Below are 26,154 nucleotides of genomic sequence, written 5' to 3'. Positions count from 1 at the left end.
TTTTGTTGACCTTTGCTGATCAGGGCTGTCAAATAACTCTCATCTTTTTCGCTTAGTTTTATATGTTCTTTTTTCATGATAAAACTAAATGACTAAAAGACGTAAAAACTTAGAAAACGGTGTACTTAGGTATTTCATTTCTGCCCAATCGCAAAACCAAGTGAAAACCTGCGAGGCTTGAATCGGATGCTGATTCGCGGTCAGAGACCGCTTACTCAATGGAGTTCAGTTATTCTTGAGATGCCATCAAATCGCACTATGCGATTTCTTTGCGCAGTTGTTCGGCAACCGGAAGAAATTTATAGGTCGCAATGGCGACATTGGCGGTTGGCAGGATTTCCAGTATGAGGTAGTAATTCTTGTCTAATTCTTCGACGATGAAGGTTGCGCCCGCGTACTCCATCAATATCGGTTTTTCGCGTTTTACCCCTAATTTATTAAGCGTTTCTCTACCTGACACCGCAGCGATGACCACATAAGCGGCGCGCAAACGCAATTGCTCATCGTCGCCTACGGTGAACCATTGCACCGCTTCGCCATCCGCTTCGATGAGGATGGCGCTCACTGCGCCCTCAACGTTTTCGACCAACTTTTGCAATATCGCTCGGAAAGGCACACATTCCTCGTTCAATTTCGGGTGATTGGTGTGAGAATGAAGATAATTATCGAAAGCCTGCCGTTGCGCAACCGGATTCTAAAAAATCGGGGCGAAGTGAATTCAAACCCGATTGAGTCTGATTTCACTTCGCCCCCGACGAATCAATAAAATGTGCAAAGTTGATTGGCGCGATTAAAACTTAACTGCCGAAATTCACCGCCAGGTCTTTGCCGAAACTGAAATTCGGACGACGACGCGATTTCAACGCCTTGGTTCCGGTCTGCGAAAGCGAAGTGACGAGAATCGGCAAGGCAATCGTCGGGTCGCAAAGCACGGTGACGGTCTTGGCATCTTTGGCGACGCGCCCCCAGGTTTGCGCTTCATCGAATGTGCGTCCGGCATTGACGCTTGATTCCGGTAAATCGAGTCCGATTTGAATGCCGTATTTGTGACCGCGAACCGATTGCTTGATAATCGACGCGGTGACTTCCGCCTGTTGCAAGAAGTTTCTCGGCGCGCCGCCGCCAAACAGGACGACGCCGGTGTTGACCGAACGCGAAACGATTTGCGCCGCGTCAACCATGTCTTGAATGATGTCGAATTGAAACGGATTTTTGCGATTGATGCGCGAAGCGGCGATGCCGACAGCGATTGCCGAATCCGCAATGCCGGGGCAGAACACCGGCACTTTCGATTTATAAGCCGAAGTTAAAATGCCGTCTTCGGTAGCGATTTCGGAAAGCTCACGACCGAGCAGATGCAAAAATTCGCGGGTCGAATAGGGGCGCATGTGGTCAACCGTATTGGCGAAATTGCCTACCCATTCATCGGCTTCGCGATATTCATATTCGCTGGCAAGCGTGTCATAAAAACGCCCGACCTGCGCTTCGTAAAGTTCGGCGTTGCTCATACCGGCAGACGCCTGGTAATGATAACGACCAAGCGTTTCATGCAAATCGTGAAAGAGATTGGTGCCGCTGGCGACCACCACATCCACATAATGATTTTTAATCAGGTAGGAAATCAGCCGTCGCATTCCCGAAGCGATCAACGCGCCCGAAAGCCCCAGAAAAATCGTGGCATTATCAGCCAGCATATCAATCCAGAGATTATGTGAATCGGCAAGCGCCCGCGCCTGAAAGCCCGCGCCTTCCATTTTTTGGAGAATCCCCGAAACCGAGCGGTCACGGTCGATTTGCACAGGTTTGGTGGGGTTGGTTAAAAACTTTGCACTTTTTTGTCTTCTCATCATCATAAAATAACCTCAGTAGTCGGTAGCCGGTAACCGGTAGTCAGTGGCGGCTGCTGTGCCAACTACTGCCTACCGACTACCGACTACTCTATTCAAGATAAGTGTAGCGGTTGATGTCGCGCTTGTATTGCTCTAGCAATTTATCGGCTATCTCTTGCGATAAATTGCCAGTGACCACACGGTCTTTCGTCATGCGTTGAAAATTCTCGAATACTTGATTCTTGTCATAACGCGCAAGGTTAATCATATCACTGATGCGGTTGCCCTGAATGGTTTTTGTAATGTGATAGCGACCATCCGTATCAATAACGATATGCGCTTCGTTCGGCTGTCCGAACAGATTATGAAAACTCCCCATGACTTCTTGATAAGCGCCAACCAGAAAAATCGCAATGTAATAAGGCTCGCCGGTGAACGGATGCAGTTCCAAAACATCCTTCACATCTTTCAAATCAACGAACCTGTCTATGTGCCCGTCCGAATCGCAGGTGATATCAACGAAAGTCGCATAATCGGTAGGCGGTTCGTTCAATCGATGAATCGGCATAATCGGGAACAGTTGACCAATCGCCCAATGATCCGGCGCCGAACGAAAGAGGGAAAAGTTACAGAGATATTTCGAGGCGAGAATCTTTTTGAGTTCGTCGAATTCCTCTTCCTGCACCTTTACGCCCTGCGCAAATTTCGAGGCGCGGGCGCAGACTTCCCAATACAGAACCTCGCCCTTGGCGCGGTCTTCCAGACTAATCAGTCCCAGGTTGAATTGCGTGTGCAGTTCCTCTTTGTGGTCGAGCGCGTCGTGATAGTATTCGCGATAATTTTTCGCGCTGATGTCATCATAGAGTTCTTTCAACTCGAAAATCACCTGCGGGTCATCTTCATCGACCTCGACCTCCGGTTGGTCATCGGCAAAGGTTTCGATTTCATCGCGTATCGAAGTCACAAAGATGGCGTGATAAGCGGACATGAAGCGCCCGCTTTCCGTAACCAGATTGGGTTCGGGAACATTCTCATCTTCGCAAACCGATTTAATGGTGTACACCACATCGTTGGCGAATTCTTGTGAAGTGTAATTGACTGATGATTCAAAGGTGGTTTTCGAGCCGTCGTAATCGACGCCCATGCCGCCGCCGATGTCCAGGTATTCGACTTCAACATGCATCTGGCGAATCTTGGAATAGACGCGCGCGGCTTCCTTCATGGCATTCTTGACGCGCTTGATATCGGTGATTTGTGAACCGATATGAAAGTGCAAGAGTTTTAGCGTATCAAGCATTTCGTGCTCGCGCAGAATTTTTATGCACTCAAGCATCTCCGAAGGCGTAAGCCCAAACTTCGCAGACTCACCGCCCGATGATGCCCACTTGCCCGAACCTTTTGAATAGAGTTTGGCTCTGAGTCCAAGCATAGGGCGCACGCCGGTTTCCTCTGCGCGCCGCACCACCATCTTTAATTCATTGAGTTTTTCGACAACGATGACGACACGCTTGCCGAGTTGGGTTCCCATCATCGCCAGGGTAATAAATGATTCATCTTTAAAGCCATTGCAGATCAGCAGGGATTCGGCGGTCTGTTCTAAAGAGAGAGCCGCGTAGAGTTCGGCTTTCGACCCGGCTTCAACGCCAACATTATATCGACTGCTTTCCTTGAGAAATTCTTCAACTACTTCCCGGCGCGGATTGACCTTCATGGGAAAGACCGGGAAATGACCGCCTTTGTAATCGAATTCGCGACAGGCGTCATTAAACGCGCGGTGGAGTTTTCGCAGTTGATTGGTAAGAATTTGCGGGAATCGCAGAAGGACTGGAAGTTGAATCTTACGATGCTCGACGAGGTCATCAACCAATTCTTTAATATCTACAGAACGTGGATCACCTTCGGCAGGTCGGACAGCAAGATGTCCTTTGCGGTTTACCTCGAAGTATCCTGCTCCCCAATTCTCCACACCATAGGTCTCAGCGACCTCTTCCAGTGTGTTATTTCTCATCTATTTCCTTCGTTGACAAGGTTGCAAGAGCCTGGAAACAGGCGCATTTGCGAGTTTTTGACTGTAGCAAATTTTTTACAGCCATGTCAAAAACTTTTTCATTCGCCAAAATCAGCCAAATGACTGAACCCGCGGTTCTACGGGCAGCTTCTCACCGCTCCTACAGTCCCGCTATTTTGTTGGGAAAGCGAACAAAGAAACCGAAATTTACTAAGAAAATCAGGGTTTTTTGCTTACCTGTTGCTCGCCGAAATGCGCTCGGTTATGATTGAGCCTGTGTAGTTTCAGAAATACCCAGGAGGAATAATAATGAGTACACCACACGCGAAATATAAAGGGCTTCCTGTCGAACCGAAAGAGTTGGTCTGGAATCCTTCGGCTGAAAAGTTGAGGGAATTGACCGAAGAGATGCCCAATACGCGTACAACGATTCACAACAATACCAATACTCAAACCCGTGTTGATTCACGTTCTAAACTCTCAACCTATGTGGTCACCGATACGCCTGAACATCACGATTCACTGACCATCACGCGCGCTGAATATGAACGCGTCACTAAATTACAAGAAGATTATATTCGTCATCAGGAAATGATTGTGGTTGACGGCTTCATCGGCAACGACCCCGAATTTCGCGTTCCTGCGCGATTGATTATTGAAAGAGCCAATGCCAATGTTGCCGCCATGCAGCAACACCTTTATTATCCTGCAAACGATCAGGAACTCGCCGGTTTTGAACCGACCTTAACCGTCATCTATACGCCGAATTTGCAAATGCCGGACTATCCTTCAGACCGTTTGATTGCCGTCGATTTGGAAAGCGGCATTACCCGCGTATTCAATAGCGATTATTTCGGCGAATCGAAAAAAGGCGGACTGAGAATGTGGAATAAACTGGTCTATGACAAAGGCGGACTCGCCTTGCATTCCGGCTGCAAAGTTATTCCTGTGGGTGATAGCAATAAAGTTGGGCTGATTATCGGGCTTTCCGGCACCGGCAAGACCACCACGACATTTACCAAACAAAATAATTCATCGCCGGTTCAGGATGATTTCGTTGCCTTGATGCCGGGCGGCAAAGTTTACGCCACCGAAAATGGTTGTTTTGCAAAAACCTTCGGCTTGAATGAAAAAGATGAACCGACGATTTATCGCGCGGTGACGAGCACGGCGGCTTATCTTGAAAACGTATCGCAAAACGCCGGGGGCGAACTCGATTTTTATAATACGAGCTACACACAAAATGGTCGTGCCGTCGTGCGGATGGCAGACATCGAAGGCATGATGGATGCGCGGGAAATCAAAACCGCCGATTTCCTGTTAATTTTAAATCGCAATGACAATATCATTCCCGGCGTCGCGAGATTGAATCGCACACAGGCGGCAGCTTATTTTATGCTCGGTGAAACGCGCGGCACCTCAGCGGGCGGCGCTGCCGAAGCCGGCAAGTTTTTGCGTGTGCCGGGAACCAATCCGTTTTTTCCAATGAAACATGCGATGCAGGGCAATCGCTTCTGGGAACTTCTGGAAGGTTCACCAATGGAAGTGTATTTATTGAACACCGGGCGCGTCGGCGGCGGTGACGCGGACGACCGCTCGAAAAAAGTTCGCATTCCGCATTCATCGGCAATCGTGAAAGCCATCGCCGAAAGCACCATTGAATGGGACATAGACCCGGATTTCGGTTATGAAGTCGCCGCAAGCGTTCCTGATATGTCCCACGAAGACGCTGACATTTTGCAACCGCGCAAATTGTATGAGCGGCAAGGCAGAATGGATGAATATAACCAAATCGTCGAACGCTTGAAGAATGAGCGTCGCGAATACATGCAGAAGTGGGAAGGCTTGTATGCCGAAATCGCTCGGGCGATTGAATAAGCAAGCCATCAAATAGGGAACAAAAAAGGCGAGATAATCCTCGCCTTTTTTATTTTGGAAACTGAGAAACTCCTGTTACTTGGAGCCGCTTGCAAAACGATTTACTGAGGTTAAAGACGCCGTCAAAGACCGCTCGTTCAACCGATTCAAAGTAAAACCAATCGCAAACAACTTTAATTCACCCGCTTGGCTTGTCCGCCCCAGTATTTATCGCGCAACTGATTTTTTTGAATCTTACCGGTTGCGGTGCGCGGCAACACCTCGACAAAAAATATCTTCTTCGGGCATTTGAAATGCGCCATGTGTTCGCGGCAAAAATCAATCAATTCACTTTCCGAAGCCTCAGCGCCTTGCTTTAACACCACCATCGCCACAGGCACTTCGCCCCATTTCTCATCGGGCGCAGCGATTATCGCGGCTTCGAGCACCGCCGGATGCTTATAGAGCATGCCTTCGATTTCAATCGAAGAAATATTTTCGCCGCCCGAAATAATTAAATCTTTTTTGCGGTCTACGACTTCGATGAAACCTTCGCTATCGATTAACGCCATATCGCCGGTGTGAAACCAACCGTCAACAATCACTGCGTTGGTGGCATCGGGCTGATTCCAATAACCCGCCATCACGACATTTGAACGCGCAATCACTTCACCAACCTCGCCGCTGTCGGGCACAACATCCATGCCTTCGTCACCGACGACGCGAATGTCAACGCCAATCATCGGGTAGCCGGTTTTGGCCTGCACGCGGAGTTTTTCTTCCAGGGATAAATTTTTCTGCGACGGTTTGACTTTTGAAACCGTAAGAAATGGCGCGGTTTCTGTGAGTCCGTAAATTTGAATCACCCGCCAGCCGAATTTTTCCTGCGCCCCTTGAATGGTTGCCATCGGCGGCGCTGACCCGGCTGTGCCAACCCGCATCTGTTTCGGTAAAGCCGCCAGCGTTGCTTCATCAAGCGGATGATTGAGCGCCATATTAATCATGGTCGGCGGCATACAAGCGAAACTCACCTGCTCATCTTTCACCAATCGAAAAAATTCCGCCGGTTCAAATTTACGAATGATGACGTGGGTGCCGCCCATCCCTGTCACCGCATAGGGCACGCCCCAGCCGTTGCAATGAAATTGCGCCAGGGTGTGCAGATAAACGTCGTCTTCGCGAATGCCAAATTCGCAAATCGAATTCATGGCATTGATGTAGAGGTTGCGATGCGTGAGCATCACGCCTTTAGGGCGTCCAGTGGTTCCCGATGTATAGAGCAATGCCGAAGGTTCATTTTCGTCAATCTCTGCGTGTGCGGGTTCTTCGCTTGAGGCTTGACTGATGAGAGTTTCGTAATCCGCCCAGCCTTCAGCAGTGATTGTGCCTTCATCATTTGCTGCAATGAAATGTTCGATAGTGGTAAGGTTTTGCCGAATCGGTTCAATGAGCGAAGCCAGTTCTTCTTCGATGATTAACACGCGCGCGCCGCCGTGATTGAGAATGTACTGAAAATCATCGGGCACTAAACGATAATTCATCGGCATCAGGATAGAGCCGAGAATCGCTGTGCCGAAAAAGGCTTCGAGAATGCGGTGGCTGTTGGGCATCAGGATTGCGACGCGGTCGCCTTTTTGCACGCCGAGCGAGCGCATTAAATTTGCCCAGCGAAAAATGCGTTCACCGAATTGTTGATAAGTGAGTCGCAAGTCGCCGCTCACAATTGCTTCTTTGCTGGCGTGAACCACCAGCGCGCGTTTGAGAAAATCGTATTCATTAAGCGGAACGATCAAGGTGACGCCTCCTGATTTAAATTGAGGTTGCGAACGATTGGCTCGCCGGATGTTTTAACTGACGCGGCTCAGAATACCACAAGAAACCTTCAACTCGAAACTGCTGAAAACCTGCCAAGCAAACCAATTCGCTTAGCAAACTCGTAGAACCGGCAGAGGCTTTAACAAACGAATTTAAGTGTATTTTAATTGGAGAGATTTAACGCGCTGTTATGGCACACACGAAACTTGCTCAACCGCAACTCATTCCGCAAAATCACCACTGGCTCGAAAAATTTGAAAACCGCTTTACCGATTTCTGGGGTTGGAGTTTAGCTGCGCTATCGGTTTATCTGTTTTGGGTGAATTCACCGCTGGCTCTGATTTTTGAAGATACCCGGTATGCGCTTTTTGAATCTGCTGATTTGCTCGCTCTGGTTTTATCGCTTGCCGTTGGTGTCGTGATGACCATCCGGGCAGAGGCGAAACGACGCCGTTCGGAAAATGTCGGAGCGTCGCGCTATTACCTGCAAACCGCTGTGCGTTATCTGTTGGTTTATATTTTTCTGGTCTATGGTTTTGCCAAAGTTTTCGGGCAACAATTTTATTCGGCGGCAAGCACCCTTGACACAGCGGTCGGAGAGCTTTCAGGTTTGCAACTGACGTGGCGGTTTTTCGGGTACTCATACGCTTACACCCTCTTTGTCGCCGCCGCGCAGATTATCAGCGCCATGCTGTTGATGTTTCGACGCACCACCACTTTGGGCGCAGTGATTTTGTTACCGGTCATCACCAATATCGTAATCATCAATTTCACCCATCACATTCCGGTCAAACTCTATTCCAGTTTTTATCTGATAATGGTGAACTTTCTGCTCTTTTTGGATTTTCGCAGATTAAAAGCGTTGTTTTGGGATAATCGGACTTTTGCGCAACCGACAATTCAATTACCGCCAACCAGCAAGTGGCGACGAGTCATTAAAACTTTGATAATTACCGCTTTTTTTATGGCGACGATTGGCGAGAATTACTATGCGAACAAATCGGATGCAAGCGGGATCGAGCCGACAATGAAAGGCGTTTGGGAAGTCACCGAATATCGCGTGAATGAGTTGCCGGTAAGCGATTCGCAAGCGGCGGTCTGGCAGCGGGTTTATTTTGATTTCGCTTTTCGTATCGCCATAAAAACCGAAAACCCGAAGCCGAAATATTATTTCTCGACTTTCGATATAGCAAATCGCACGATTCGTCTGGAAGAGATGCAGAGCAAAGCGGTTTTCGTTGAAGGCACCTATGAACTGTCAACCGCAGACCGTATGATTCTCAATCTCACGCAGGGAGAAGACCGGATTCGGGTGACGCTTCACAAAATCAGCTAATACGCGCAGATTGCAAAGGCCATCGCCAAGTGACGCCAGGGTTTAAGAAAAGACTTAATCGCCCTCTAGCGTTTTACTTTCGCTTAGGTTTTCTGCTGGATTACTGCGCCCGGAAAACCGATAAACCAGATAAATCACGAAACCGACGCCGGCGGCAATTGCCGAATCGCGGATGTCAAGCAGCGTTGCATTCGATAACAACCAGACGATGAGTAGTAGCGTGACGATGGCAACAACGATTCCCGCAGGCGCTTTGAACATCGCAGCGGGCGCAGTGGTTCGATTTCTCAACACAATGAGCGCCGCAACCGTCATCGCGTAAGAGAAGAGCCTGGCGATAACGCTCAGATTGACCTGCTTGTAAAACGAACTCGAAAGCGTAAGCGTGAGCATCACCATTGCGGTAATCAAAATGGCGATGTGCGGGGTGTGAAAACGCTTATGAGTAGCGGCGGTGATGCGCGGAATCTCTTTGCCTTCGCCCATCGCGTAAATCAATCGCGACGCCGCGAGAATCAACACATGAAGATTTCCGAAGATGGAAACCAACACGCCTGCGGTGATGATTGCGCCCCCGGCTCTGCCTAAAAATAAACCGCCCGCATCGGCAATCGGTTTGGTCGAAGTGGCAAGTTGCGGCAGCGTGCCGATGCAGACGACTTGAATGCCGAGATAAACAACGGCGACAAGCGCAATCGCCGTCAACAATGCCATCGGCAAATTGCGTTGCGGGTCGCGAATTTCGCCTGCCGGAATCACTGCCATCTCAAACCCCGTAAACGCATAAATCATGGTCAGCACCGAGGTCGAAAAAGTTTGATAACCGAGTTGCGCAGTTGCCGAAAAATTCTGCGGCGTGAGGAAAAACATCCCGACAACGACAAACAGAAAAATCGGCAAAAGCTTTCCGATGGTAAAAACATTACTGAGACGCGCCGAATCGCGTACCCCGATGATGTTGACCGAGGTGATTAACCCAACAACGGTGATAATCACCACCGCTCGCCAAATAGTAGTTGTCGCTTGCGGGAAAAAATAACCGAGATAATCGACCAGGAGATTGCAATTGGCGGCAAATGCCGTAAGCCTTGCCAGCCAGATGAGCCAGCCGACTTCAAAGCCGATGACCGACCCGAAGGCTTCGCGGGCATAGAGGTAAGGTCCGCCGGTTGCTTGAAAACGGCTGCTGACTTCGGCAAAACAGAGCACGATGAGCGCGACCACGATGGCGCAGGCGACAAAGGCGATGAGGCTGTAAGCGCCGATGAGCGCGAAGACTTTCGATGGTAGCCCGAAAATCCCTGCGCCAATAATGCCGTTAATCGCCACCGCAACCAAATCCCAGCGGCGAATCCCTCTGACAAGTCCGGTATCAGTTTGTTGTTTCATTAAGGTTTGAAGATGTGTTTTGTGCTGCTGTTTCTTTTGGTGCATCTGAATTTTGCGGGACAGGTTTAGCTTTGCCAAGCGAGAGACAAAGATTCAGTAATTCCGAGGTGAGCGTCAAACGCGCATCAATGGCTTCCGGCGACATATCAACTTTCATCTTCAATTTCCTTCAAACGGCTTATGTCAACTAAATCCTGCGGGTCTTTACGAATGATTCAATAAGCGTTCTTAATTTTGATGACATCGTCTTTGCTCACCGGATTAACTCTCGTTCATACGAAGTATTTTTCAGGTTAAGCAATTTTTTTCTTTACGTTTACTACGCGGCGCCTTTTTGATACGGGTTCAGGTATCGCTGAAATCAACGCGCGCAAAGCTTTGTTTACGGACTCAGAGGTTTTAAAAACCTCTGAGACATCAGGGTCAAGCGTGATAGTTAGCTGCTCGGGGTTCAGCCGTGCCGCAAAACGATTAGACTTTGCTTTACGGTAATCAAATCTGTACTCCGGAAGCAGGTCATCTGAGGGTTTAGTTTTAGGCGTTTTCTTCATAATCTTTTCTTTCATTTTTGGTTGCCAACCGCGCGCTGAATAGGCGAATCACATCTTCTGCTTTCTCCGTAAAACAAACTAATAACAACTGCTGATTCGCAGAGTAGCCGATAATGATTTCGCGTCTTTCTTCTGACGAATGATACTCATCATCAAAAATGGATGCTAACGAATCGTTGAAAACGGTTTTTGCTTCTTGAAAACTAACGCCATGTTTTTTTTAATTCGCCGCCGCTTTGTTTTTATCCCACTCAAACTTTATCGCCATTTTCGCTTATCTCAAGCAATCTTTCTGAGTCCCCAGCGGTATAACACTTTCATCAGGGTTTTGAATCTCGCGTACCAGGTCTCCGTGTAAGGATACCACCACATGTTGGTTTTCATGGGGAACAAATCCCAATTGATGTGTTTCATGCGCACGAACTCGTACATTCCGGCTTTGCCATGTGTAGTGCCAAGCCCGCTCTCTTTGACGCCAAACCAGGGGGTTTGCGCCGCGCCGTTGGTATAAACCGCGTCGTTGATAATCACCGTGCCCGCCTGAATGCGTCGCGCAATGCGGCGACCGTGTTCGTTATCCGAAGTCCACACCGAAGCTAAGAGTCCATAATTGGTATTGTTGGCTTCGCGTATGGCTTCTTCTTCATCACGAACAATTTTAATTGGCAACACCGGACCAAAAGTCTCTTCGCGCATCACCTTCATATCGTTGGTCACATCAATGAGCACCGTCGGTTCAAAAAAGTATCCGCCTAAATCATCGCGACGACGTCCGCCGGTTAACACCCGCGCGCCTTTCGCCACCGCATCAGCAACGTGCTCGGTGACGATGCCAAGTTGCATCTCATTGACCATCGGGCCAATATCGGTCGTGAAATTGGCATCGGGCACGCCCTGACGGAGTTTCTTTACTTCTTCGACGACCGCTGGAATAAATTTGTCAGCGATTTTTTCGTGAACATACAAACGTTCAACCGAAGCGCAGATTTGCCCACAATTGGCAAACGCGCCCCACACCGCGCCTTTCACCGTGCGTTCAAACGGCGCATCGCTACATACAATCATCGGGTCTTTGCCGCCGAGTTCCAATACCACCGGCATGAGTTTTTTGGCAGCGACTTCGGCAATACGTCTACCCGTGCGGACTGAACCCGTAAAGAAAATTTTATCGACGCTCGCGTCAACCAATGCTGCGCCGGTCGCGCCATTGCCTTGCACGACTTCAATGACGCCTTCGGGAAAACCCGCGGCGGCAAACAAGCGACGAATGAAATCACCGACCATTGGTGTGTATTCCGAAGGTTTCAAGACGACGGTGTTGCCAGCCATCAACGCCATCACCACTTCACCCATCGAAAGCGAGAAAGGAAAATTCCAGGGCGTGATGATGCCGACAACGCCGAGTGGTTCGTAAGTAATCATCGAACGTTTATTGCGAAAGACGGCGAGGGAAAATTTTTCGTCGCGCAAAATCTTTTCGGTTTTGGCAGCGAAATAACTCATCAAATCGAGCGTCGGTAAAATTTCGGTAGTGATGGCTTCAAACGGCGGTTTGCCGGTTTCATCCGATAAGATTTGAATGATTTCGTTTTGCCGGTCATAAAGCGCGCGACGGGCTTTCAAAATGTAGCGGGCACGATTGCGAAACGAAAGCGCCGCCCACGCCGATGAGGCAGCGCCCGCGCGCGCGACTGCGGCATTGATTTCATCCGTTGTGGCAATCGGAAATCGCGCCAATTCTTCGAGTGTTGCCGGATTAATGGAAATAATTTCCGATGATTGCACAGCCGTTGAAGAATATTTTGCGGTCATTGTCCCCTCCGAATCTTACCTGATAAATGATGGTCAGGTTTAGTGGTTCAACTTTATCGCTACCTGCGAAGTAAATCTAGCCTTAGGAAAGTCTGGAGTCGAGAGTCGCGAGTCTGGAGTCAGTTTCGCAGGGCTTCTTTTGCAAACTCGTATTTCCAGAGTCCCGCTAAACACTTTGCATCAAAGACTCAGGACTCCAGACTCGCGACTCCAGACTTAGTTCGATAGATATTTGGTTAAATCCATCGGCGAGTCAATCACAAAGTCAGGTGAGGTGGCAAGCAATTTGTCGTGATGCGGTTGACCCCACATGGCTGCGGCGGTCGCGCATCCGGCGGCGCGTCCCATTAAAATATCGGCGGCGCTGTCGCCGATGACCAGGGTTTGTTCGACAGCGGCATTCAATGCCTGCAAGGCTTGATGTACGCCATCGGGCGCGGGTTTGGGGTTTTCGACATCATCGCCCCAGATTTGCACACGGAATATTTCATGCAGATTGATGATTTCGAGTTCGCGCACCCCTGCGCGACGCGGTTTCAGTGACACCAGCCCCAGTTTGGCGTTTTGGGCTTGCAGTTGTTCGATGAGGTCATCAATGCCTTCGTAAAGTTCGACGTGGTGATGATGATTGTCGTAATAATACTCTTCAAAACTCATCACCATTTCATCAAGCATCTCTTCGCCATATTGTTTCAAAATATCTGCGGGGGTGAAATTCATGTGCCAGTATTTTCTGAACTCTTCGTCGGAAACTTCTACGCCGGTGTGCAACTTGATGGAATGTTTGAATGAATAGAGGTAAGCGAATTCGGAACGAACCAGCGTACCGTCAAAATCAAAAATGATGCAATCGAATTTAGTCATCGGTTGTTGGTAATATGTAGGCGGCAACCTATGGCAAGAGGTCTGCAACCTTTATCTCTTTTCGGGCGGCAAGCGGTTTGATGGAATCCGATTCAGTGAGGATTTTGATTTCCGAGTAACCAAAGCCAAAGGGTTGTGTCTCATCTTCTTGAGGCTTGCGATAAATTTCCAAACGTCGGTCTTTGATATTGATTATCCAATAATCTTTAATTCCGGCGCGGGCGTAGATGCTTCCTTTAACGGTTCTATCAAATTTTAAAGATGAATCGGCGACTTCAACAATAAGAGCAGCAGTTTTCGGGTGCGCATTTTTATAGTCACGAACATTACCTTTAACCATCGCAATATCGGGCTGCGGTTCAGCGTCATTACCTGCATTTAAGGACATTTGGCTTCTGACGAAAAAAATTCGTTCAAATCCTTTCTCTAAGGCTTTAGCAGCAAGCGTCACCGTCGTCGCCTGTTCCGCACCCATCGCACTCATTTCAATAATTTGCCCTCCGATGAGTTCAACCTGCATGCCTTCAAATAATCCTGCCTCAAACATTTTGTAATAATCCCGTACCGTCCAACTATGAACCTGAGCTTCGGGAATGCCGAATAACGCTTTTGAAGAAGATTTATCAATTGTTTCAAAAACCGCTGACATGGTCGTTCTCCTTCTTTAACTGAGGTGGTTTGCTCGCTCTTCAAATTCGCCCATGGCACGGAATTTCTGATAACGCATCTCGACGCGCTCGCGCTCGCTAAAATGTCGCACCGAATTCAATGCCTCAACTAATGCGACGTCCAGTAACTCCGCAGCTTTTTGATAATCGCCGTGCGCGCCGCCTTTGGGTTCAGGCACGATGGTGTCAATCAATCCGAAGCCCAATAAATCCTGCGCCGTCAGTTTCAAAGCTTTTGCAGCCTGTTCGGCGAATGATGCGTCACGCCACAGAATCGAAGCGCAGCCTTCGGGCGAAATCACTGAGTAAAACGAATTTTCCTGCATCAATATTTTATCGCCAATGCCGATGGCGAGTGCCCCGCCCGAACCGCCTTCGCCAATCACTGTGACAATCACCGGCACGCGCAATTTCGCCATTTCGCGCAGGTTGAAAGCGATGGCTTCCGCCTGTCCGCGCTCTTCGGCATCAATGCCCGGATACGCGCCCTGCGTATCAATGAAGGTGAAAATCGGGCGATGGAATTTTTCCGCGAGTTTCATCACCCGCAAGGCTTTGCGATAGCCTTCGGGTTTTGCCTGTCCGAAATTGCGATATTGCCGCTGTTTGGTGGTGCGCCCTTTTTGATGACCGATGATGACGCACGGCTCATCGTGAAATTTCGCAAAGCCGGTGACCATCGCGTGGTCATCGCCAAACCGGCGGTCGCCGTGAATTTCGGTGAAGTCCGTAAACAGCAATTCGATGTAATCCAGGGTGTAGGGACGCTCCTGATGACGCGCCAGTTTGACGCGCTCCCAGGTCGTCAGTTTATGCGCGTCGGCAGTCAAATTCGCTTCTTCGGATTCGGCGATGCGGCGATGAATCTCTTCTATCGAATCTTCGTCCGGTTCTTTTTGCATTCTGTTCTCAGCCATAAATAACCTTAAAATTATTGTTGTTCTTTTACTGCTTCGTAATCTTTTTTAACCGCTTCCCAGCTTTTTAAATGCTGTTTGGACTCTTTGGTTTCTCGCCATAAAAAAATCAATTCAGGAACATTGACGACAATGATCAAGCTGATCCAATACCCCAACAATGATCCCCAACTCATTTGAGGAAAGAGTCTCCAGTAACCAACGAACATAACCAGCAAACTCAAAATCGCTTTAAGGATAAATTTATAGAACATCTTTTTCATCTTGATAAACTGTGATTCAGCTTTGTCGCGCTCGATTTCAAGCGTCACTTGCTGACGCAAATCAGTATCAGCTTCAAGCGGAAAAATATGTTCGTTCATCGTTCAGCGCCTGCCTCGGTATTGCCTGCGACAGATTTGTGATTCTAAACCAAAGTCGTTATCATTAGCACTCTTTGCGCAATTTTTTCTACTGCGCATTCGTTTTGCAATTATCAATAAAAAGACAGGAGATTTAACCAAATGGCAAGTTTCAATGGTATAGAAGTTCCCGCTGAGGGTCAAAAGATTACCGTCGAGGGAACCAAACTCAATGTGCCCGATAACCCCATCATTCCTTACATCGAAGGCGATGGCACGGGACGCGACATCTGGAAAGCTTCACAGCGCGTGTTCGATGCGGCGGTCGAAAAAGCTTACGGCGGCAAACGCAAAATCGTCTGGTATGAAATCTTCGCGGGCGAAAAATGTTTCAATCAATTCGGCGAATGGCTCACCGACGATTCCGTCAAAGCCATTGCCGAATATGTCGTCGCTATCAAAGGACCGCTCACCACACCCGTTGGCGGCGGCATTCGTTCGTTGAACGTGACGCTTCGACAAGTGCTTGATTTATATGCCTGCGTTCGCCCCGTGCGTTATTTCGACGGCGTGCCTTCGCCGGTCAAACGCCCTGAAAAAGTGAACATCGTAATTTTCCGCGAAAACACCGAAGACGTTTACGCGGGCGTTGAATTCACTTCGGGAAGCGAACGCGCTGCGGAAATCATTTCGCTTCTCAATGACAAATATGGTTACAAGATTCGCACCGATAGCGGCATCGGCATCAAACCGATTTCGCCTACCGGAACCAAACGCCTGGTGCGCCGCGCCATCAATTACGCGCTGGAATTCAAACGCTCTTCGGTGACCCTGATGCACAAAGGCAACATCATGAAATTTACCGAAGGGGCATTTCGCGATTGGGGTTATGAACTTGCCCAGTCGGAATTTCGCAACGAAATCGTCACCGAACGCGAAACCTGGATTCTCGATAACTACGATAGAAACAACGCGCTCACTGCCGAAGCGAACGCGCGCATGATTGAACCGGGATTTGACCAGATGTCCGAAAAACAGCGCAATGAAGTCGTTAAAGAAGTTGAAGCCACGCTTGCGGCAATTGGCGCAACCCACGGCAACGGCGAATGGAAAGCGAAACTGTTAATCAAAGACCGCATTGCCGATTCCATCTTCCAGCAAATTCTCACGCGCCCCGATGAATACGATGTCGTGGCGACGCCGAATCTAAACGGCGATTATTTTTCCGATGCCGCAGCCGCGCAGGTCGGCGGACTCGGCATGGCACCCGGCGCAAACATCGGCGACAATGCCGCAGTCTTTGAAGCGACACACGGCACTGCGCCCAAATACGCCGACAAAGATGTCATCAATCCTTCGTCGGTGATGTTGTCGGGCGTGATGATGCTCGAACACATGGGTTGGCGCGAAGCCGGTGATTTGCTTATTCAGGGACTGACGAAAACCATTCAGCAAAAGCGCGTGACCTATGATTTGGAACGCCAGATGGAAGGTGCGACTAAACTCAAGACCAGCGAATTCGCCTCGGCGATTATCGAAAACATGTAACCAGCCAAATGGTGACAGGCAATTGCCGGATTGCCTGTCACACTGCTCTCAAACACCATAAGGCGACGAATTAAAGTTGATTGGGAATTGCCAATGAAGGAAGCGTAAAACCGAATTATTAAGAAGCCGATGCAAGAAAAGCAAAATTATCTAAACCGCAAGTTGCCCAACTCTTATTGTAAAACGAGCGATGATTCTTCAACCGTTTCCTGAGCGATTCCCAGATATTCGTCAATTTCTCTGTGCATCTCCTCAATCTGCGAGATGAAACCCTTAGACAAAATCGCATATGCTTGCGGCGATTCCTCGCGTTTCATCTCTTCAAGCGCAAGCTCAAGCTTGGAAATTTTCTTCTAGGTATTTTCTAACTGGTTTTTATTTTCAATTGTCATTAGAGTTTTATCTCAATTTTCTCGCCTAAAAATTTTGGCTTGGTATTCAAAAGATAAACATCCATCGCGGCTTTTACACGCACTCCGATTTCCCGCAATCTCACATTTGCCGAAAGCCCCAATGGAACTTTTTGTGAACAATAAGCTACCGCATCAATATCATAATGGTTGCTTAAAAATATCGCGCGTTGAACATGAAAATCATCCGTGATGATGGTCAACCTGCTCAACCCGAAAACTGCTTTGGCGCGAACCACTGAATCGAGGGTTCTAAACCCTGCGTAATCCAAAGTCATTGCCGATTCGGGCACACCCAATTTCAATAATGCCGCTTTCATATCGGTTGGCTCATCATAACCTTCTTTGTGGTTATCGCCGCTTAACAAAAGATGCTTCACCTTGCCGATGCGATAAAGATAAGCTGCTGCTTCGGTGCGCGCTTTGAAATGCTGATTGATTGAGCCGTTATTCATCGTGCGTCCAGCCCCTAAAACCAGAGCGACGTCATTTTCAGGCAAAGCGGTTGCGTCCGTGAATACCCGCCCGTTTGCGCTTTTCAATACCCAGGCATTGGCGGCTGCAACCATAAAGATCGGAGGCAGGAACAAAAACGCAAGGGCGGTTTTAGGGCGCTCCTTAGCTTTCCCGATTAATCTAAAGAGAAATTTTTGAAGCATTGAAGGCATAGCTTGTTTAACAATTATCAGACAACTTTGATGCCTGATTTAATAAAGGGTCTCGAAAAATTTTCAGCCGACAGTTTTTCACATTTTATGCTCATAACCTGACGGTTGGATGATTTCAACTTTGCCATCGCGCGCGAGTTTTAATTCATTACCTTCGGTGATTTCGCCAATCGCGGTTACTTGAATGTTTAATTCACTGGCAAGCGCGAAAACTTTTTCACGGTTTTCCGGTTTGACGGTGAATAACAATTCGTATTCTTCGCCGCTTCGCAAGACTATGATTAAGGGTTCAATGTGAAATTCCTTGAAGGCAAGCGTTGACACGGAATCGGCTACCGGAGCCAGTTTGGCGTCAATCACTGCGCCGCACTGGCTTTCTTCAAGCAGGTGGTGTAAATCGGTACTGAGTCCGTCGCTCACATCAATCATCGCGGTTGCGAGTTCGCCTTCGCCGAGCCGTTTGCCGAATTCGAGTTGCGGCTGAGGAATTAAATGTTTACGAATGGCGCTTTGAATTAACTTATCAACTGCTTTATCCGAAGGCACAGACTCATCACCTTGCAACCGTTCGCCGCGTTCTAAAAATCGCCAACCGAGTTCAGCCGCGCCCAATGTTCCGGTCACAAAAAGCAAATCACCTGGCCGTGCGCCTGCGCGCGTGATAGCTTTGCCGCGACGGCATTCGCCAAGCGCAATCGTGTCGATAAACAATCCTTGAGGCGAACTTGAGGTGTCGCCGCCGATGACCGCAACATCGCAGGCATCCGCATAATCAAAAATTCCCGCAAAGACTTCATCAATATCCGCGGCGAGAAGGGAAGCAGGGATGGCAATGCTCACAAGCGCAAATCGCGCCGTGCCGCCCATCGCCGCAATATCGCTCAGGGTTACAGCCAAGGCTTTTCTGCCGATGAGTCGCGGCGGCATCCACAACTTGCGAAAATGCACATTCTCGACGCTCACATCACAACAAGCAAGCAAATCCTTTGCGCCATTTTGTTCAATGATTGCCGCATCATCACCGATGCCTAAACTGAGACGCTCGGTTTGTTTTGCTGCGCGACGCCGGATTGCGGCAATGATTTCCAACTCGTTAGCCATAAATTCCTCACAAAATCGTCTGCCTGTTTACCATACAAAGGTCGGGATAATTTGTATAGGCAGGCTCAGGCTTCTGGAGTAGAATGTAGACGTTCTGCCTCCGTCGTTTGCAAATCTAACATTTGTCACGAAGCCATAAAAACGCAGTTTTGATCAAGGGGGAAGGCGCACGTATTACGATTCGCCTGATTGCATACATCAAAAATCTATCGGAGCAATAGACATGAACAGATATTACGACCCCGCTAAAACGACGCCGCTTACCGCCAGAGGACAGGACGCCGAAGAAGCCGCAGTCAATTTTGTTCCCGTTGAAACACCCAAGTATAAAACTCAGGAATTGGTCGAAGCTTTTGCCGAAAATATTTTTGGCTCGATTCCTGACCCGCAAATCGTGATGCGATGTTCAGCCTGCGGGCAGGAAGCCAATGGCGATGAACTGTTTTGCATTATGTGCGGCGAGTTTATTGAAGAGTCGGAAATCACCGCGAGCCTTGCGCCTACCTGTGGCGAGTGCGGCACCACTTTGTCAGCCGATGATATTTTTTGTTTAGCTTGCGGCGCCGCGGTTTGAGTTTAATTTTCAGAATCTTTCGGCTTGGTAATCTGTTGTTTTTCTTCTTCGCTAATTAAGCCTTTTTGCACAAGCATCTCAAGCAAGCGGTTGAAACTGTCTTTGAATTCCGTGAGTCCCGCCTTTTATTCGTTAGGTAAAAATGAATCGGGTTATTAACGCTGACTGTTTTCAATCGCGGTTCTTAATGCGTCAATCGCTAACAGAGAACAATGTTTTTTGGTGGAAGGCAAAAATTCAAGCGCCAATTCGAGGTCGTTACGAGTGAGGTCTTCGGCTTCAATAACTGATTTGCCGATGATGAGTTGGGTGAGCATTGAAGCGGCAGCAATCGTAGGCGGACAGCCGCGCGCTTTGACTTTCGCATCAATGATTTTGGTGTCTTCGATTTTTATGGTCAGCAATATGCGGTCAAGACAAGCTTCGTTGGTCACGTCGCCTTTGCCCGAAGGACTCGCAATCTCGCCGACGTTGCGAGGATTGGCAATATGTTCTGCTACGGTTTGACTGTACATCGTTGGTAGAAAGAAAGCTTAACCACAGAGACACCGAGAACAAGAAGGGGAGAAAAGGAGAGGGGGAGAAGGGGAACAATCAAAGCTTCCCTTTCTTGTTCTCGGCGTCTCGGTGGTGAAAAATATATTCCCTCAATAAACTAAGCTTGTGACGAAACCCTTGATGCTTCGACTTCATCCGACGGCAACATGGCGCGCAACCGCGCAGTGATTTCCCGCAACGCCTCAACCGCATAATCAATCTCTTCGCGAGTCGTGTAGGCGCTTAAACTGAATCGCAAACTGCCGCGTACTTCTTCGCGCTTGAGTTGCATCGCAGTCAATACGTGACTCGGCTCCAGAGAACCCGATGAACAGGCGGAACCCGTCGACACCGCTATGCCTTGCAAATCGAGCGCAATCAATAAACTCTCACCATCAACGCCGGCGAAACTCAAGTTGCAAATATTCGGCACACGGTGTTCGCGGTCGCCATTGATTTGCACATCAGGAATTTCATTGAGGATGCGCTGTTCAAGATAATCCCTCAGTTCACGCATTCGGGCTGTGCGTTCACCGAATTCGCGCCGCGCGAGTTCGCAGGCTTTGCCGAGCGCAACGATCCCCGGCACATTTTCGGTTCCCGGTCGTTTATCGCGTTCGTGATGCCCGCCATAAAACAGTTTCGCGAGCCGCACGCCTTTTTTAATAAACAGTGCCCCGACGCCTTTCGGCGCGTGAAGTTTATGTCCCGAAAGCGAAAGCAAATCAACGCCGAGTTGCGCGACATCAACGGTGATTTTGCCAACCGCTTGTACGGCGTCCGTATGAAAATGCAAATGCCCATGTCCTTGCGCGCGGCGTTGGTTGACGATTGCCGCAATCGCTTCCAGCGGTTGAATGACGCCGGTTTCATTATTGGCATGCATCACCGAAATTAAAATCGTTTCATCAGTGATTGCCGCCCGAACGTCTTCAAGGTTAATCAATCCATCTCGCGACACCGGCAAATACGTGACCTGAAATCCGCGTTGCGCTAAAGCCTCACAGGTCGCAAGCACCGCCGGATGTTCAATTCGTGTGGTGATGATATGCTTGCCTTTGTCCTGATGCGCTTCGACAATGCCGCGAATCGCGAGATTATCGGCTTCGGTGCCGCCCGATACAAAAATGATTTCAGCGGCTTGCGCGTTGATTAAAGCAGCGACTTCGCGACGCGCCTGCTCAACGGCAGATTTGGCGCGCTGTCCGAAAGCGTGAACCGATTGCGCGTTGCCGAAATCTTCCGCAAGATAGGGCAACATCGCCTCAATCACTTCTTTGGCGACCGGTGTGGTGGCGCTGTTGTCTAGATAAACTTTCATTTCAGTCATTGGTCACTGGTCATTGGTCATTTGCCCTTAGTTTACAGTGCAATAATTACTGAAGAACAAATGACCAATGACCGGTGACTATTCATTCTCTTCTTGCCACTCTTCATACCATGCCATCTGAATGGCTTCGAGCTTTTTCTCGTTCGATTCTTTGGGGTCGGCGGTGAAGCCATCAAGTTCAATGACCCATTGATGCAAATCCGTGAAGCGAACTGTCAAGGGGTCGATATCCGGGTATTTTTCCAACAGCCTGATGGCAATCTCTTCAACATCTGTCCATCCGATTTCCGGCATAATATTTACCTCACTTATACAGCGTATTCGATTATCCAATTCAACTGCTTGCGTTGCATTGCAGCAGGTGTAAACCGCACAACCGTATTGCGCAGCGTACAGACGAAATCATTTTCCATTTGAATCACTTTGCCAATGCGCCACGATTGCGTGACGATTTTATTCGCGCGCTTGAGACGGTTGGCTTCGTAATTTTTTAATGCAGCGGTGACCTCGACGTTTGCAACCAAAGAATCAGCCAGCACGACGGCGTCTTCAATCGCCTGACATGCACCCTGCCCGAGATTCGGAGTCATCGGATGCGCCGCGTCGCCGAGCAAGGTGACGCGCCCTTGCGTCCAACTCCGCAAAGGTTCACGGTCAATAATGTCATTACGCAAAATTGCGGTTTCATCTGTAGCTTCAAGCAGCCTTTCGATTGGCTCATGCCAACCTTGAAACAAATCCAATAATTCGCCTTTGCGACCAGCCGCAGCATCTTTTTCGCCTGCGGGCGCGTTTTTGGTCGCAAACCAATAGACGCGATTTTGGCTCATCGGAATGATGCCGAAGCGCGCGCCTTTGCCCCAGGATTCGGAAGCGCCTTGACGCAAAATCGGGTCATTAAATTCTGTAACCCCGCGCCACGCCGTGTAACCGGAATATCTCGGACGCGCTCTGCCAAACAACGTCGCGCGAACCACTGAGTTGATGCCATCCGCGCCGATTAAAAAATCGCCGACAACTTCGCTGCCATCGGCAAATCGCGCCTTCACACGCTTGTCATCTTGCGTAAAGCCGATGCATTGGGCGTTCAGTTTGACATTTTCTTCACCCAACGTTTTCAACAACGCTGCCAGGAGTTCAGCGCGATGCAGCACGATGATGAGAGGCTCCGACTTTTCATTCGTTTCAGCATTGAAAGCCGAGGACAACAGCGCGCCTTTTGAGTTACGCACGCCACCGCTCACTTGTGGAATGCTCAACGCCTGCAACGCTTGGGTCAGTCCGATTTTATCGAGAGCTTTAATCGCATTCAGCCAAAGCGACAACCCCGCGCCCACTTCCTGCAATTCACAGGTTTTTTCAAAGACCGTGACGTCAATACCCTTTCTTTTTAGAGCAATCGCCGCGCACAGCCCGCCGATGCCCCCGCCAATGATAATTGCTCTTTGCTTCGACTTTGTATTCATAAATTCAGATTAAAACCTACTCGACAATCTCAACCGTCACATCGCCTTGAACGACCGCCTGACAACCGAGCCGCGAATGCAAGGTGACGCTGTCAGCCATATAGATGCGGTCTTCTTCGTCATCTTCCATTTCCGATAAATTCGCTTCGCCCTGTTTGACGATGACGTGACAGGTAGTGCAGGCGCAATTGCCGCCGCAAGCGTGTTGCAAATCAATGTTGTTGTTTAACGCGATGTCTAAGATGGAACCTTCTTTGCCGTGTTCAAGGTAAGGCATCTCGTCCGGCGCGTAATCAACCGTCACGATTTCGCCATCGGGTTTAATGAAGGTGACTTTATAAACTTTTTTCTCGGTTGCGGGTTCCATAACTGCACTTTCGGTTTGCATCTTGGTTTAACTCCATCAAAAAATTGATCGTTGAGCAAGCAGTCTTTGACTGCTTGCTCAACGAATGCTTGGGAGCGCGAAGATGGAAGAGCGCAGAAATTGAAGTAATCTCCCGTTCTCCCTATCTCCCTTTCTTCACTTTCCCTGTTCTGCGACTTCCGAAGCTTTGCGATTTTTCAAGGCTTCGGAAACCGCTGTGTTCATCATGAGTTCCGCCAGATGATGCGACACCTCATCAAGTTGTTTGATTTTATCGCGTATCAGTTGATGATCGTCGCCCTGCATCGCGGCTCTCAGTTCGGCAATCACCTGACGAATTGCTGCTTGTTCCGCTTCATCAATCAAATCGCTGGCACGTTCATTCAAGGCTTTTTCCGATGCGCGCAGCATGGTTTCGGCTTCGTTGCGGGCTTCGATGACCTGGCGTTTGTGAATATCCTCTTCGGCGAATTCGTAAGAATCCAGCAACATCTTTTCAATCTGTTCATCGCTGAGTCCATATGAAGGTTTGACTTCGATGGATTGTTGTTGCCCGGTGCGTAAATCTTTGGCGCTCACGGTCAGGATGCCGTTGGCATCAATCATAAAACGCACTTCGATGCGCGGCAGCCCGGCGGGTTGCGGCGATATGCCTTTCAAAGAAAATTTAGCGAGGCTGCGGCAATCGTCAACCATCTCGCGTTCACCCTGCAACACGTGAATGTCGATGCCGGTTTGATTATCTACCCAGGTGGTGAATTGTTCCGAAGCCGAAGTCGGAATCGTGGTGTTACGATGAATGAGTTTAGTCACCACGCCGCCCATCGTTTCAATGCCTAAACTGAGTGGCGTTACATCGAGCAACAACAAATCTCGATTGCCGCCCGCGAGAATATCAGCCTGAATCGCGGCACCCAAGGCGACAACTTCATCGGGGTTGAGTTCGATGTGCGGTTCGCGTTTGAACAATTCTTTTACGCGACTGCGCACCAGGGGAATGCGCGTCGAACCTCCGACCATCACCACTTCATCAATCTGACTTGCCTCGAGATTCGCGTCTTTCAAAGCTTGCTTACACGGTTGAATGGTGCGTTCAACGATGTCTGCGATGAGGCTGTCAAATTCGGCGCGACTAAACTTGCGCGTGTAGTCGCCGTCTGCGCCAAGCGCGACATTGATCGTGGCGCTGTCAGTATCAGAGAGTTCGTGTTTGGCTTGAATGACGGCTTTGCGAAGGGTTTGAAAAATGCTGTGGTCTTGTTCAACGCGCTTGCCGATTTTGGCGGCAATTTCATCGAGCACAAAACCGATTAAGCGATTATCAATATCATCGCCGCCAAGATGGGTGTCGCCGTTGGTCGCCAGGACTTCAAAGATGCCATCGCGCAATTTCAAAATCGAAATATCGAAAGTGCCGCCGCCTAAATCGTAAACCGCGACCATGCCCTCATTGCGTTTGTCGATGCCGTAAGCGAGCGATGCGGCAGTCGGTTCATTGACGATGCGCAACACTTCAAGACCCGCGAGGTGTCCCGCGTCTTTTGTCGCCTGACGTTGGGCATCATTGAAATATGCCGGAACCGTGATGACGGCGCGTGTAACCTCTTCGCCGAAAAATTTTGAGGCGCGTTCTTTAAGCTCTTTTAAGATGAAGGCGGAAATTTCAGGTGGCGTAAAAACTTTATCGCCCATTTGAAAACGAATGACCTGTTCGCTGCCTTTGGCGATTTGAAAGGGCACCAGGCTCAAATCTTCCGCGACGTCGGCTGCGCCTTTGCCCATAAAGCGTTTGACCGAATAGATGGCTTTGCGCGGTTCGGTAATGAGTTTTTCGCGCGCTTCTTCGCCAATCAACAGGCGTCTATTTTCTGCATCGTAATAAACAATCGACGGCACCAGCGGATTATCATTGTCGCCGCGAATCACCACGGGTTTATCGCCATCCATAAACGCGACAAGGCTGTTGGTGGTGCCTAAATCAATTCCGACAACGCGCCCTGATTTCGGGCGACCTGTCATGCTGAGTTCAATAACCGGCATTTATAAAATCTCCTCTTTTATATCCCTGACCAAATTGCTGATGTATGAGCGATGCGACATCAATTCGCTCATACGGTCTAAAATGGATTTTTTATTTTCCTGGGTCTGATGATTATCAAGGCTCAAATTCCATTCGTCGAAAAGCGCGAAAAGCCGCATATCAATCGCTTTCATCTGGTCATTCAAATTAGATAACGCTTCTTCGAGTTGCGAACGGGCTTCCGCGATTTCATCTTCGTCGCCCATTTGCTTCGCGGCTTTTAACTCTTCGACCTGCATATTTAGTTCAAAGACTTCTTCGAGCAAATCGGGCGGCGCTTTCTTTTCAGCCTCTTTGTAGCCTTCAAGCGAGAGCAGATACCTGGCGCGTTTGATGGGTTCGCGCAGTGTGCGATAGGCTTCGTTGAGCATCGAAGAACGGTCGAGGCTCGCCTGTTGTTCACCGCTGGTGGCGTTCATAAAATAGTCGGGATGAAATTCGCGTGAGAGTTGGTAAAACAATTTTTCAAGCGCCGCTTCATCGAGTTTTAATTTTTTCGGCAAACCAAGAAAGGCGAAATAATCTGTGCCCGACTCCACCGGTTGAATGCGTTTACAGGACGGGCAGAAGTGCGCCCCGTGAGTTTGCGTGCCGCAATACACGCAAGAAATTTGATTTTCCGCAACGGCGCTCATTTGAGTTTTGTCAGCATCCTTTCAAACTAAATTTCATTCACTAGGCAAAAA

26 protein-coding genes and 1 pseudogene are annotated in these 26,154 nt (G+C 49.0%); 4 read left to right on the top strand and 23 right to left on the bottom strand.

The window, feature by feature from the left end; translation table 11 throughout:
- Positions 1-256 precede the first annotated feature (256 nt).
- The 3 genes from AB1757_26045 to speA form a co-directional block, all read right to left on the bottom strand.
- On the bottom strand, positions 257-616 hold the full coding sequence (locus tag AB1757_26045) for a hypothetical protein (GenBank protein ID MEW6130523.1): 360 nt from the start codon (positions 614-616) through the stop codon (positions 257-259).
- Positions 617-797: 181 nt separating this feature from the next.
- Positions 798-1,853 carry a deoxyhypusine synthase family protein gene (locus AB1757_26040; protein ID MEW6130522.1) on the bottom strand — a complete coding sequence of 352 codons (1,056 nt, stop codon included), beginning with the start codon at positions 1,851-1,853 and terminating at the stop codon, positions 798-800.
- Between the two features lie 85 nt (positions 1,854-1,938).
- On the bottom strand, positions 1,939-3,837 hold the full coding sequence (gene speA, locus AB1757_26035; GenBank protein ID MEW6130521.1) for a biosynthetic arginine decarboxylase: 1,899 nt from the start codon (positions 3,835-3,837) through the stop codon (positions 1,939-1,941).
- A 309-nt stretch (positions 3,838-4,146) separates the two neighbouring features.
- Between speA and AB1757_26030 the strand changes: the two genes are divergently transcribed.
- Entirely contained in the window at positions 4,147-5,715 is a 1,569-nt protein-coding gene (locus AB1757_26030) for a phosphoenolpyruvate carboxykinase (protein MEW6130520.1), read from the top strand.
- Positions 5,716-5,888: 173 nt separating this feature from the next.
- Here the strand turns inward: AB1757_26030 and AB1757_26025 are convergent, their stop codons facing one another.
- Positions 5,889-7,487, bottom strand: a complete 1,599-nt coding sequence (locus AB1757_26025; GenBank protein MEW6130519.1) for a long-chain-fatty-acid--CoA ligase — start codon at positions 7,485-7,487, stop codon at positions 5,889-5,891.
- Between the two features lie 212 nt (positions 7,488-7,699).
- On the opposite strand from AB1757_26025, the gene AB1757_26020 reads away from it, so the two are divergent.
- Positions 7,700-8,845: a hypothetical protein gene (locus AB1757_26020; GenBank protein MEW6130518.1), complete on the top strand. Its 1,146-nt coding sequence runs from the start codon at positions 7,700-7,702 to the stop codon at positions 8,843-8,845.
- 54 nt (positions 8,846-8,899) lie between these two features.
- Here AB1757_26020 and AB1757_26015 read toward each other — a convergent pair whose 3' ends face one another.
- From AB1757_26015 to AB1757_25975, 9 genes and pseudogenes are all read right to left on the bottom strand, one after another.
- Positions 8,900-10,234: an APC family permease gene (locus AB1757_26015; protein ID MEW6130517.1), complete on the bottom strand. Its 1,335-nt coding sequence runs from the start codon at positions 10,232-10,234 to the stop codon at positions 8,900-8,902.
- Positions 10,218-10,391 carry a hypothetical protein gene (locus AB1757_26010; GenBank protein ID MEW6130516.1) on the bottom strand — a complete coding sequence of 58 codons (174 nt, stop codon included), beginning with the start codon at positions 10,389-10,391 and terminating at the stop codon, positions 10,218-10,220. Before AB1757_26010 ends, AB1757_26015 begins: the two co-directional genes overlap by 17 nt.
- Positions 10,392-10,527: 136 nt before the next feature.
- Positions 10,528-10,785 carry a hypothetical protein gene (locus tag AB1757_26005; GenBank protein MEW6130515.1) on the bottom strand — a complete coding sequence of 86 codons (258 nt, stop codon included), beginning with the start codon at positions 10,783-10,785 and terminating at the stop codon, positions 10,528-10,530.
- Positions 10,769-11,053: pseudogene (locus AB1757_26000) on the bottom strand (BrnT family toxin). The gene AB1757_26005 and the pseudogene AB1757_26000 overlap by 17 nt, the downstream one beginning before the upstream one ends.
- An 11-nt stretch (positions 11,054-11,064) precedes the next feature.
- Positions 11,065-12,597 (bottom strand): aldehyde dehydrogenase family protein, encoded by a 1,533-nt coding sequence (locus AB1757_25995; protein ID MEW6130514.1) that lies wholly within the window; start codon positions 12,595-12,597, stop codon positions 11,065-11,067.
- Between the two features lie 216 nt (positions 12,598-12,813).
- Complete coding sequence (locus AB1757_25990) at positions 12,814-13,461, bottom strand: HAD family hydrolase (GenBank protein ID MEW6130513.1); 648 nt, start codon at positions 13,459-13,461, stop codon at positions 12,814-12,816.
- A 28-nt stretch (positions 13,462-13,489) separates the two neighbouring features.
- Positions 13,490-14,110, bottom strand: a complete 621-nt coding sequence (locus AB1757_25985) for a Uma2 family endonuclease (GenBank protein MEW6130512.1) — start codon at positions 14,108-14,110, stop codon at positions 13,490-13,492.
- Positions 14,111-14,125: 15 nt separating this feature from the next.
- Positions 14,126-15,031: an acetyl-CoA carboxylase carboxyltransferase subunit alpha gene (locus AB1757_25980; GenBank protein ID MEW6130511.1), complete on the bottom strand. Its 906-nt coding sequence runs from the start codon at positions 15,029-15,031 to the stop codon at positions 14,126-14,128.
- Positions 15,032-15,060: 29 nt separating this feature from the next.
- Positions 15,061-15,408 carry a hypothetical protein gene (locus AB1757_25975; protein ID MEW6130510.1) on the bottom strand — a complete coding sequence of 116 codons (348 nt, stop codon included), beginning with the start codon at positions 15,406-15,408 and terminating at the stop codon, positions 15,061-15,063.
- A 141-nt stretch (positions 15,409-15,549) separates the two neighbouring features.
- Here AB1757_25975 and AB1757_25970 point away from each other — a divergent pair, with 141 nt between their 5' ends.
- A complete protein-coding gene (locus AB1757_25970) occupies positions 15,550-16,935 on the top strand; it encodes an NADP-dependent isocitrate dehydrogenase (protein ID MEW6130509.1) in 1,386 nt (461 codons plus the stop codon).
- Between the two features lie 173 nt (positions 16,936-17,108).
- Here the strand turns inward: AB1757_25970 and AB1757_25965 are convergent, their stop codons facing one another.
- From AB1757_25965 to thiL, 3 genes are all read right to left on the bottom strand, one after another.
- Positions 17,109-17,252: a hypothetical protein gene (locus tag AB1757_25965; protein MEW6130508.1), complete on the bottom strand. Its 144-nt coding sequence runs from the start codon at positions 17,250-17,252 to the stop codon at positions 17,109-17,111.
- A gap of 74 nt (positions 17,253-17,326) precedes the next feature.
- Entirely contained in the window at positions 17,327-17,914 is a 588-nt protein-coding gene (locus AB1757_25960; GenBank protein ID MEW6130507.1) for an ElyC/SanA/YdcF family protein, read from the bottom strand.
- Between the two features lie 177 nt (positions 17,915-18,091).
- Positions 18,092-19,114: a thiamine-phosphate kinase gene (gene thiL / locus AB1757_25955; protein ID MEW6130506.1), complete on the bottom strand. Its 1,023-nt coding sequence runs from the start codon at positions 19,112-19,114 to the stop codon at positions 18,092-18,094.
- Positions 19,115-19,337: 223 nt separating this feature from the next.
- Between thiL and AB1757_25950 the strand changes: the two genes are divergently transcribed.
- Positions 19,338-19,688, top strand: a complete 351-nt coding sequence (locus tag AB1757_25950; GenBank protein ID MEW6130505.1) for a zinc ribbon domain-containing protein — start codon at positions 19,338-19,340, stop codon at positions 19,686-19,688.
- 155 nt (positions 19,689-19,843) lie between these two features.
- Here the strand turns inward: AB1757_25950 and AB1757_25945 are convergent, their stop codons facing one another.
- The 7 genes from AB1757_25945 to hscB all read right to left on the bottom strand — a co-directional run bounded on the left by AB1757_25945 (position 19,844) and on the right by hscB (position 26,103).
- The gene (locus tag AB1757_25945) at positions 19,844-20,203 is read right to left on the bottom strand and encodes an iron-sulfur cluster assembly scaffold protein (protein ID MEW6130504.1); all 360 of its coding nucleotides are present in this window, start codon (positions 20,201-20,203) and stop codon (positions 19,844-19,846) included.
- A 140-nt stretch (positions 20,204-20,343) separates the two neighbouring features.
- The gene (nifS, locus tag AB1757_25940) at positions 20,344-21,555 is read right to left on the bottom strand and encodes a cysteine desulfurase NifS (protein MEW6130503.1); all 1,212 of its coding nucleotides are present in this window, start codon (positions 21,553-21,555) and stop codon (positions 20,344-20,346) included.
- 78 nt (positions 21,556-21,633) lie between these two features.
- Positions 21,634-21,849, bottom strand: coding sequence for a Fe-S cluster assembly protein IscX (iscX, locus tag AB1757_25935; protein MEW6130502.1), 216 nt, complete (start codon positions 21,847-21,849; stop codon positions 21,634-21,636).
- A 14-nt stretch (positions 21,850-21,863) separates the two neighbouring features.
- Positions 21,864-23,021 (bottom strand): FAD-dependent monooxygenase, encoded by a 1,158-nt coding sequence (locus tag AB1757_25930; protein MEW6130501.1) that lies wholly within the window; start codon positions 23,019-23,021, stop codon positions 21,864-21,866.
- Between the two features lie 16 nt (positions 23,022-23,037).
- Positions 23,038-23,409 (bottom strand): 2Fe-2S iron-sulfur cluster-binding protein, encoded by a 372-nt coding sequence (locus tag AB1757_25925; protein MEW6130500.1) that lies wholly within the window; start codon positions 23,407-23,409, stop codon positions 23,038-23,040.
- 135 nt (positions 23,410-23,544) lie between these two features.
- Positions 23,545-25,428 carry a Fe-S protein assembly chaperone HscA gene (gene hscA, locus AB1757_25920; GenBank protein MEW6130499.1) on the bottom strand — a complete coding sequence of 628 codons (1,884 nt, stop codon included), beginning with the start codon at positions 25,426-25,428 and terminating at the stop codon, positions 23,545-23,547.
- The gene (gene hscB / locus AB1757_25915) at positions 25,429-26,103 is read right to left on the bottom strand and encodes a Fe-S protein assembly co-chaperone HscB (protein ID MEW6130498.1); all 675 of its coding nucleotides are present in this window, start codon (positions 26,101-26,103) and stop codon (positions 25,429-25,431) included.
- Positions 26,104-26,154: the final 51 nt, after the last annotated feature.

Source organism: Acidobacteriota bacterium (genome assembly GCA_040754075.1).
Classification (GTDB): Bacteria; Acidobacteriota; Blastocatellia; order UBA7656; family UBA7656; genus JBFMDH01.
Note: the sequence above shows the minus strand (reverse complement) of the source record. Positions and strands in the feature narration are given on the sequence as shown.

What these genes read in the sequence shown, in the direction of transcription:
- thiL (MEW6130506.1), bottom strand. Translation starts at nt 19,114, where the DNA reads ATGGCTAACGAGTTGGAAATCATTGCCGCAATCCGGCGTCGCGCAGCA.
- AB1757_25965 (MEW6130508.1), bottom strand. Translation starts at nt 17,252, where the DNA reads ATGAAACGCGAGGAATCGCCGCAAGCATATGCGATTTTGTCTAAGGGT.
- AB1757_25945 (MEW6130504.1), bottom strand. Translation starts at nt 20,203, where the DNA reads ATGTACAGTCAAACCGTAGCAGAACATATTGCCAATCCTCGCAACGTC.
- AB1757_25995 (MEW6130514.1), bottom strand. Translation starts at nt 12,597, where the DNA reads ATGACCGCAAAATATTCTTCAACGGCTGTGCAATCATCGGAAATTATT.
- AB1757_25985 (MEW6130512.1), bottom strand. Translation starts at nt 14,110, where the DNA reads ATGTCAGCGGTTTTTGAAACAATTGATAAATCTTCTTCAAAAGCGTTA.
- AB1757_25950 (MEW6130505.1), top strand. Translation starts at nt 19,338, where the DNA reads ATGAACAGATATTACGACCCCGCTAAAACGACGCCGCTTACCGCCAGA.
- AB1757_25960 (MEW6130507.1), bottom strand. Translation starts at nt 17,914, where the DNA reads ATGGTTGCAGCCGCCAATGCCTGGGTATTGAAAAGCGCAAACGGGCGG.
- AB1757_26005 (MEW6130515.1), bottom strand. Translation starts at nt 10,785, where the DNA reads ATGAAGAAAACGCCTAAAACTAAACCCTCAGATGACCTGCTTCCGGAG.
- AB1757_25975 (MEW6130510.1), bottom strand. Translation starts at nt 15,408, where the DNA reads ATGAACGAACATATTTTTCCGCTTGAAGCTGATACTGATTTGCGTCAG.
- nifS (MEW6130503.1), bottom strand. Translation starts at nt 21,555, where the DNA reads ATGACTGAAATGAAAGTTTATCTAGACAACAGCGCCACCACACCGGTC.
- AB1757_26030 (MEW6130520.1), top strand. Translation starts at nt 4,147, where the DNA reads ATGAGTACACCACACGCGAAATATAAAGGGCTTCCTGTCGAACCGAAA.
- hscA (MEW6130499.1), bottom strand. Translation starts at nt 25,428, where the DNA reads ATGCCGGTTATTGAACTCAGCATGACAGGTCGCCCGAAATCAGGGCGC.
- speA (MEW6130521.1), bottom strand. Translation starts at nt 3,837, where the DNA reads ATGAGAAATAACACACTGGAAGAGGTCGCTGAGACCTATGGTGTGGAG.
- AB1757_25970 (MEW6130509.1), top strand. Translation starts at nt 15,550, where the DNA reads ATGGCAAGTTTCAATGGTATAGAAGTTCCCGCTGAGGGTCAAAAGATT.
- AB1757_26040 (MEW6130522.1), bottom strand. Translation starts at nt 1,853, where the DNA reads ATGATGATGAGAAGACAAAAAAGTGCAAAGTTTTTAACCAACCCCACC.
- AB1757_26015 (MEW6130517.1), bottom strand. Translation starts at nt 10,234, where the DNA reads ATGAAACAACAAACTGATACCGGACTTGTCAGAGGGATTCGCCGCTGG.
- iscX (MEW6130502.1), bottom strand. Translation starts at nt 21,849, where the DNA reads ATGCCGGAAATCGGATGGACAGATGTTGAAGAGATTGCCATCAGGCTG.
- AB1757_25930 (MEW6130501.1), bottom strand. Translation starts at nt 23,021, where the DNA reads ATGAATACAAAGTCGAAGCAAAGAGCAATTATCATTGGCGGGGGCATC.
- hscB (MEW6130498.1), bottom strand. Translation starts at nt 26,103, where the DNA reads ATGAGCGCCGTTGCGGAAAATCAAATTTCTTGCGTGTATTGCGGCACG.
- AB1757_25990 (MEW6130513.1), bottom strand. Translation starts at nt 13,461, where the DNA reads ATGACTAAATTCGATTGCATCATTTTTGATTTTGACGGTACGCTGGTT.
- AB1757_25925 (MEW6130500.1), bottom strand. Translation starts at nt 23,409, where the DNA reads ATGCAAACCGAAAGTGCAGTTATGGAACCCGCAACCGAGAAAAAAGTT.
- AB1757_25980 (MEW6130511.1), bottom strand. Translation starts at nt 15,031, where the DNA reads ATGCAAAAAGAACCGGACGAAGATTCGATAGAAGAGATTCATCGCCGC.
- AB1757_26020 (MEW6130518.1), top strand. Translation starts at nt 7,700, where the DNA reads ATGGCACACACGAAACTTGCTCAACCGCAACTCATTCCGCAAAATCAC.
- AB1757_26010 (MEW6130516.1), bottom strand. Translation starts at nt 10,391, where the DNA reads ATGAAAGTTGATATGTCGCCGGAAGCCATTGATGCGCGTTTGACGCTC.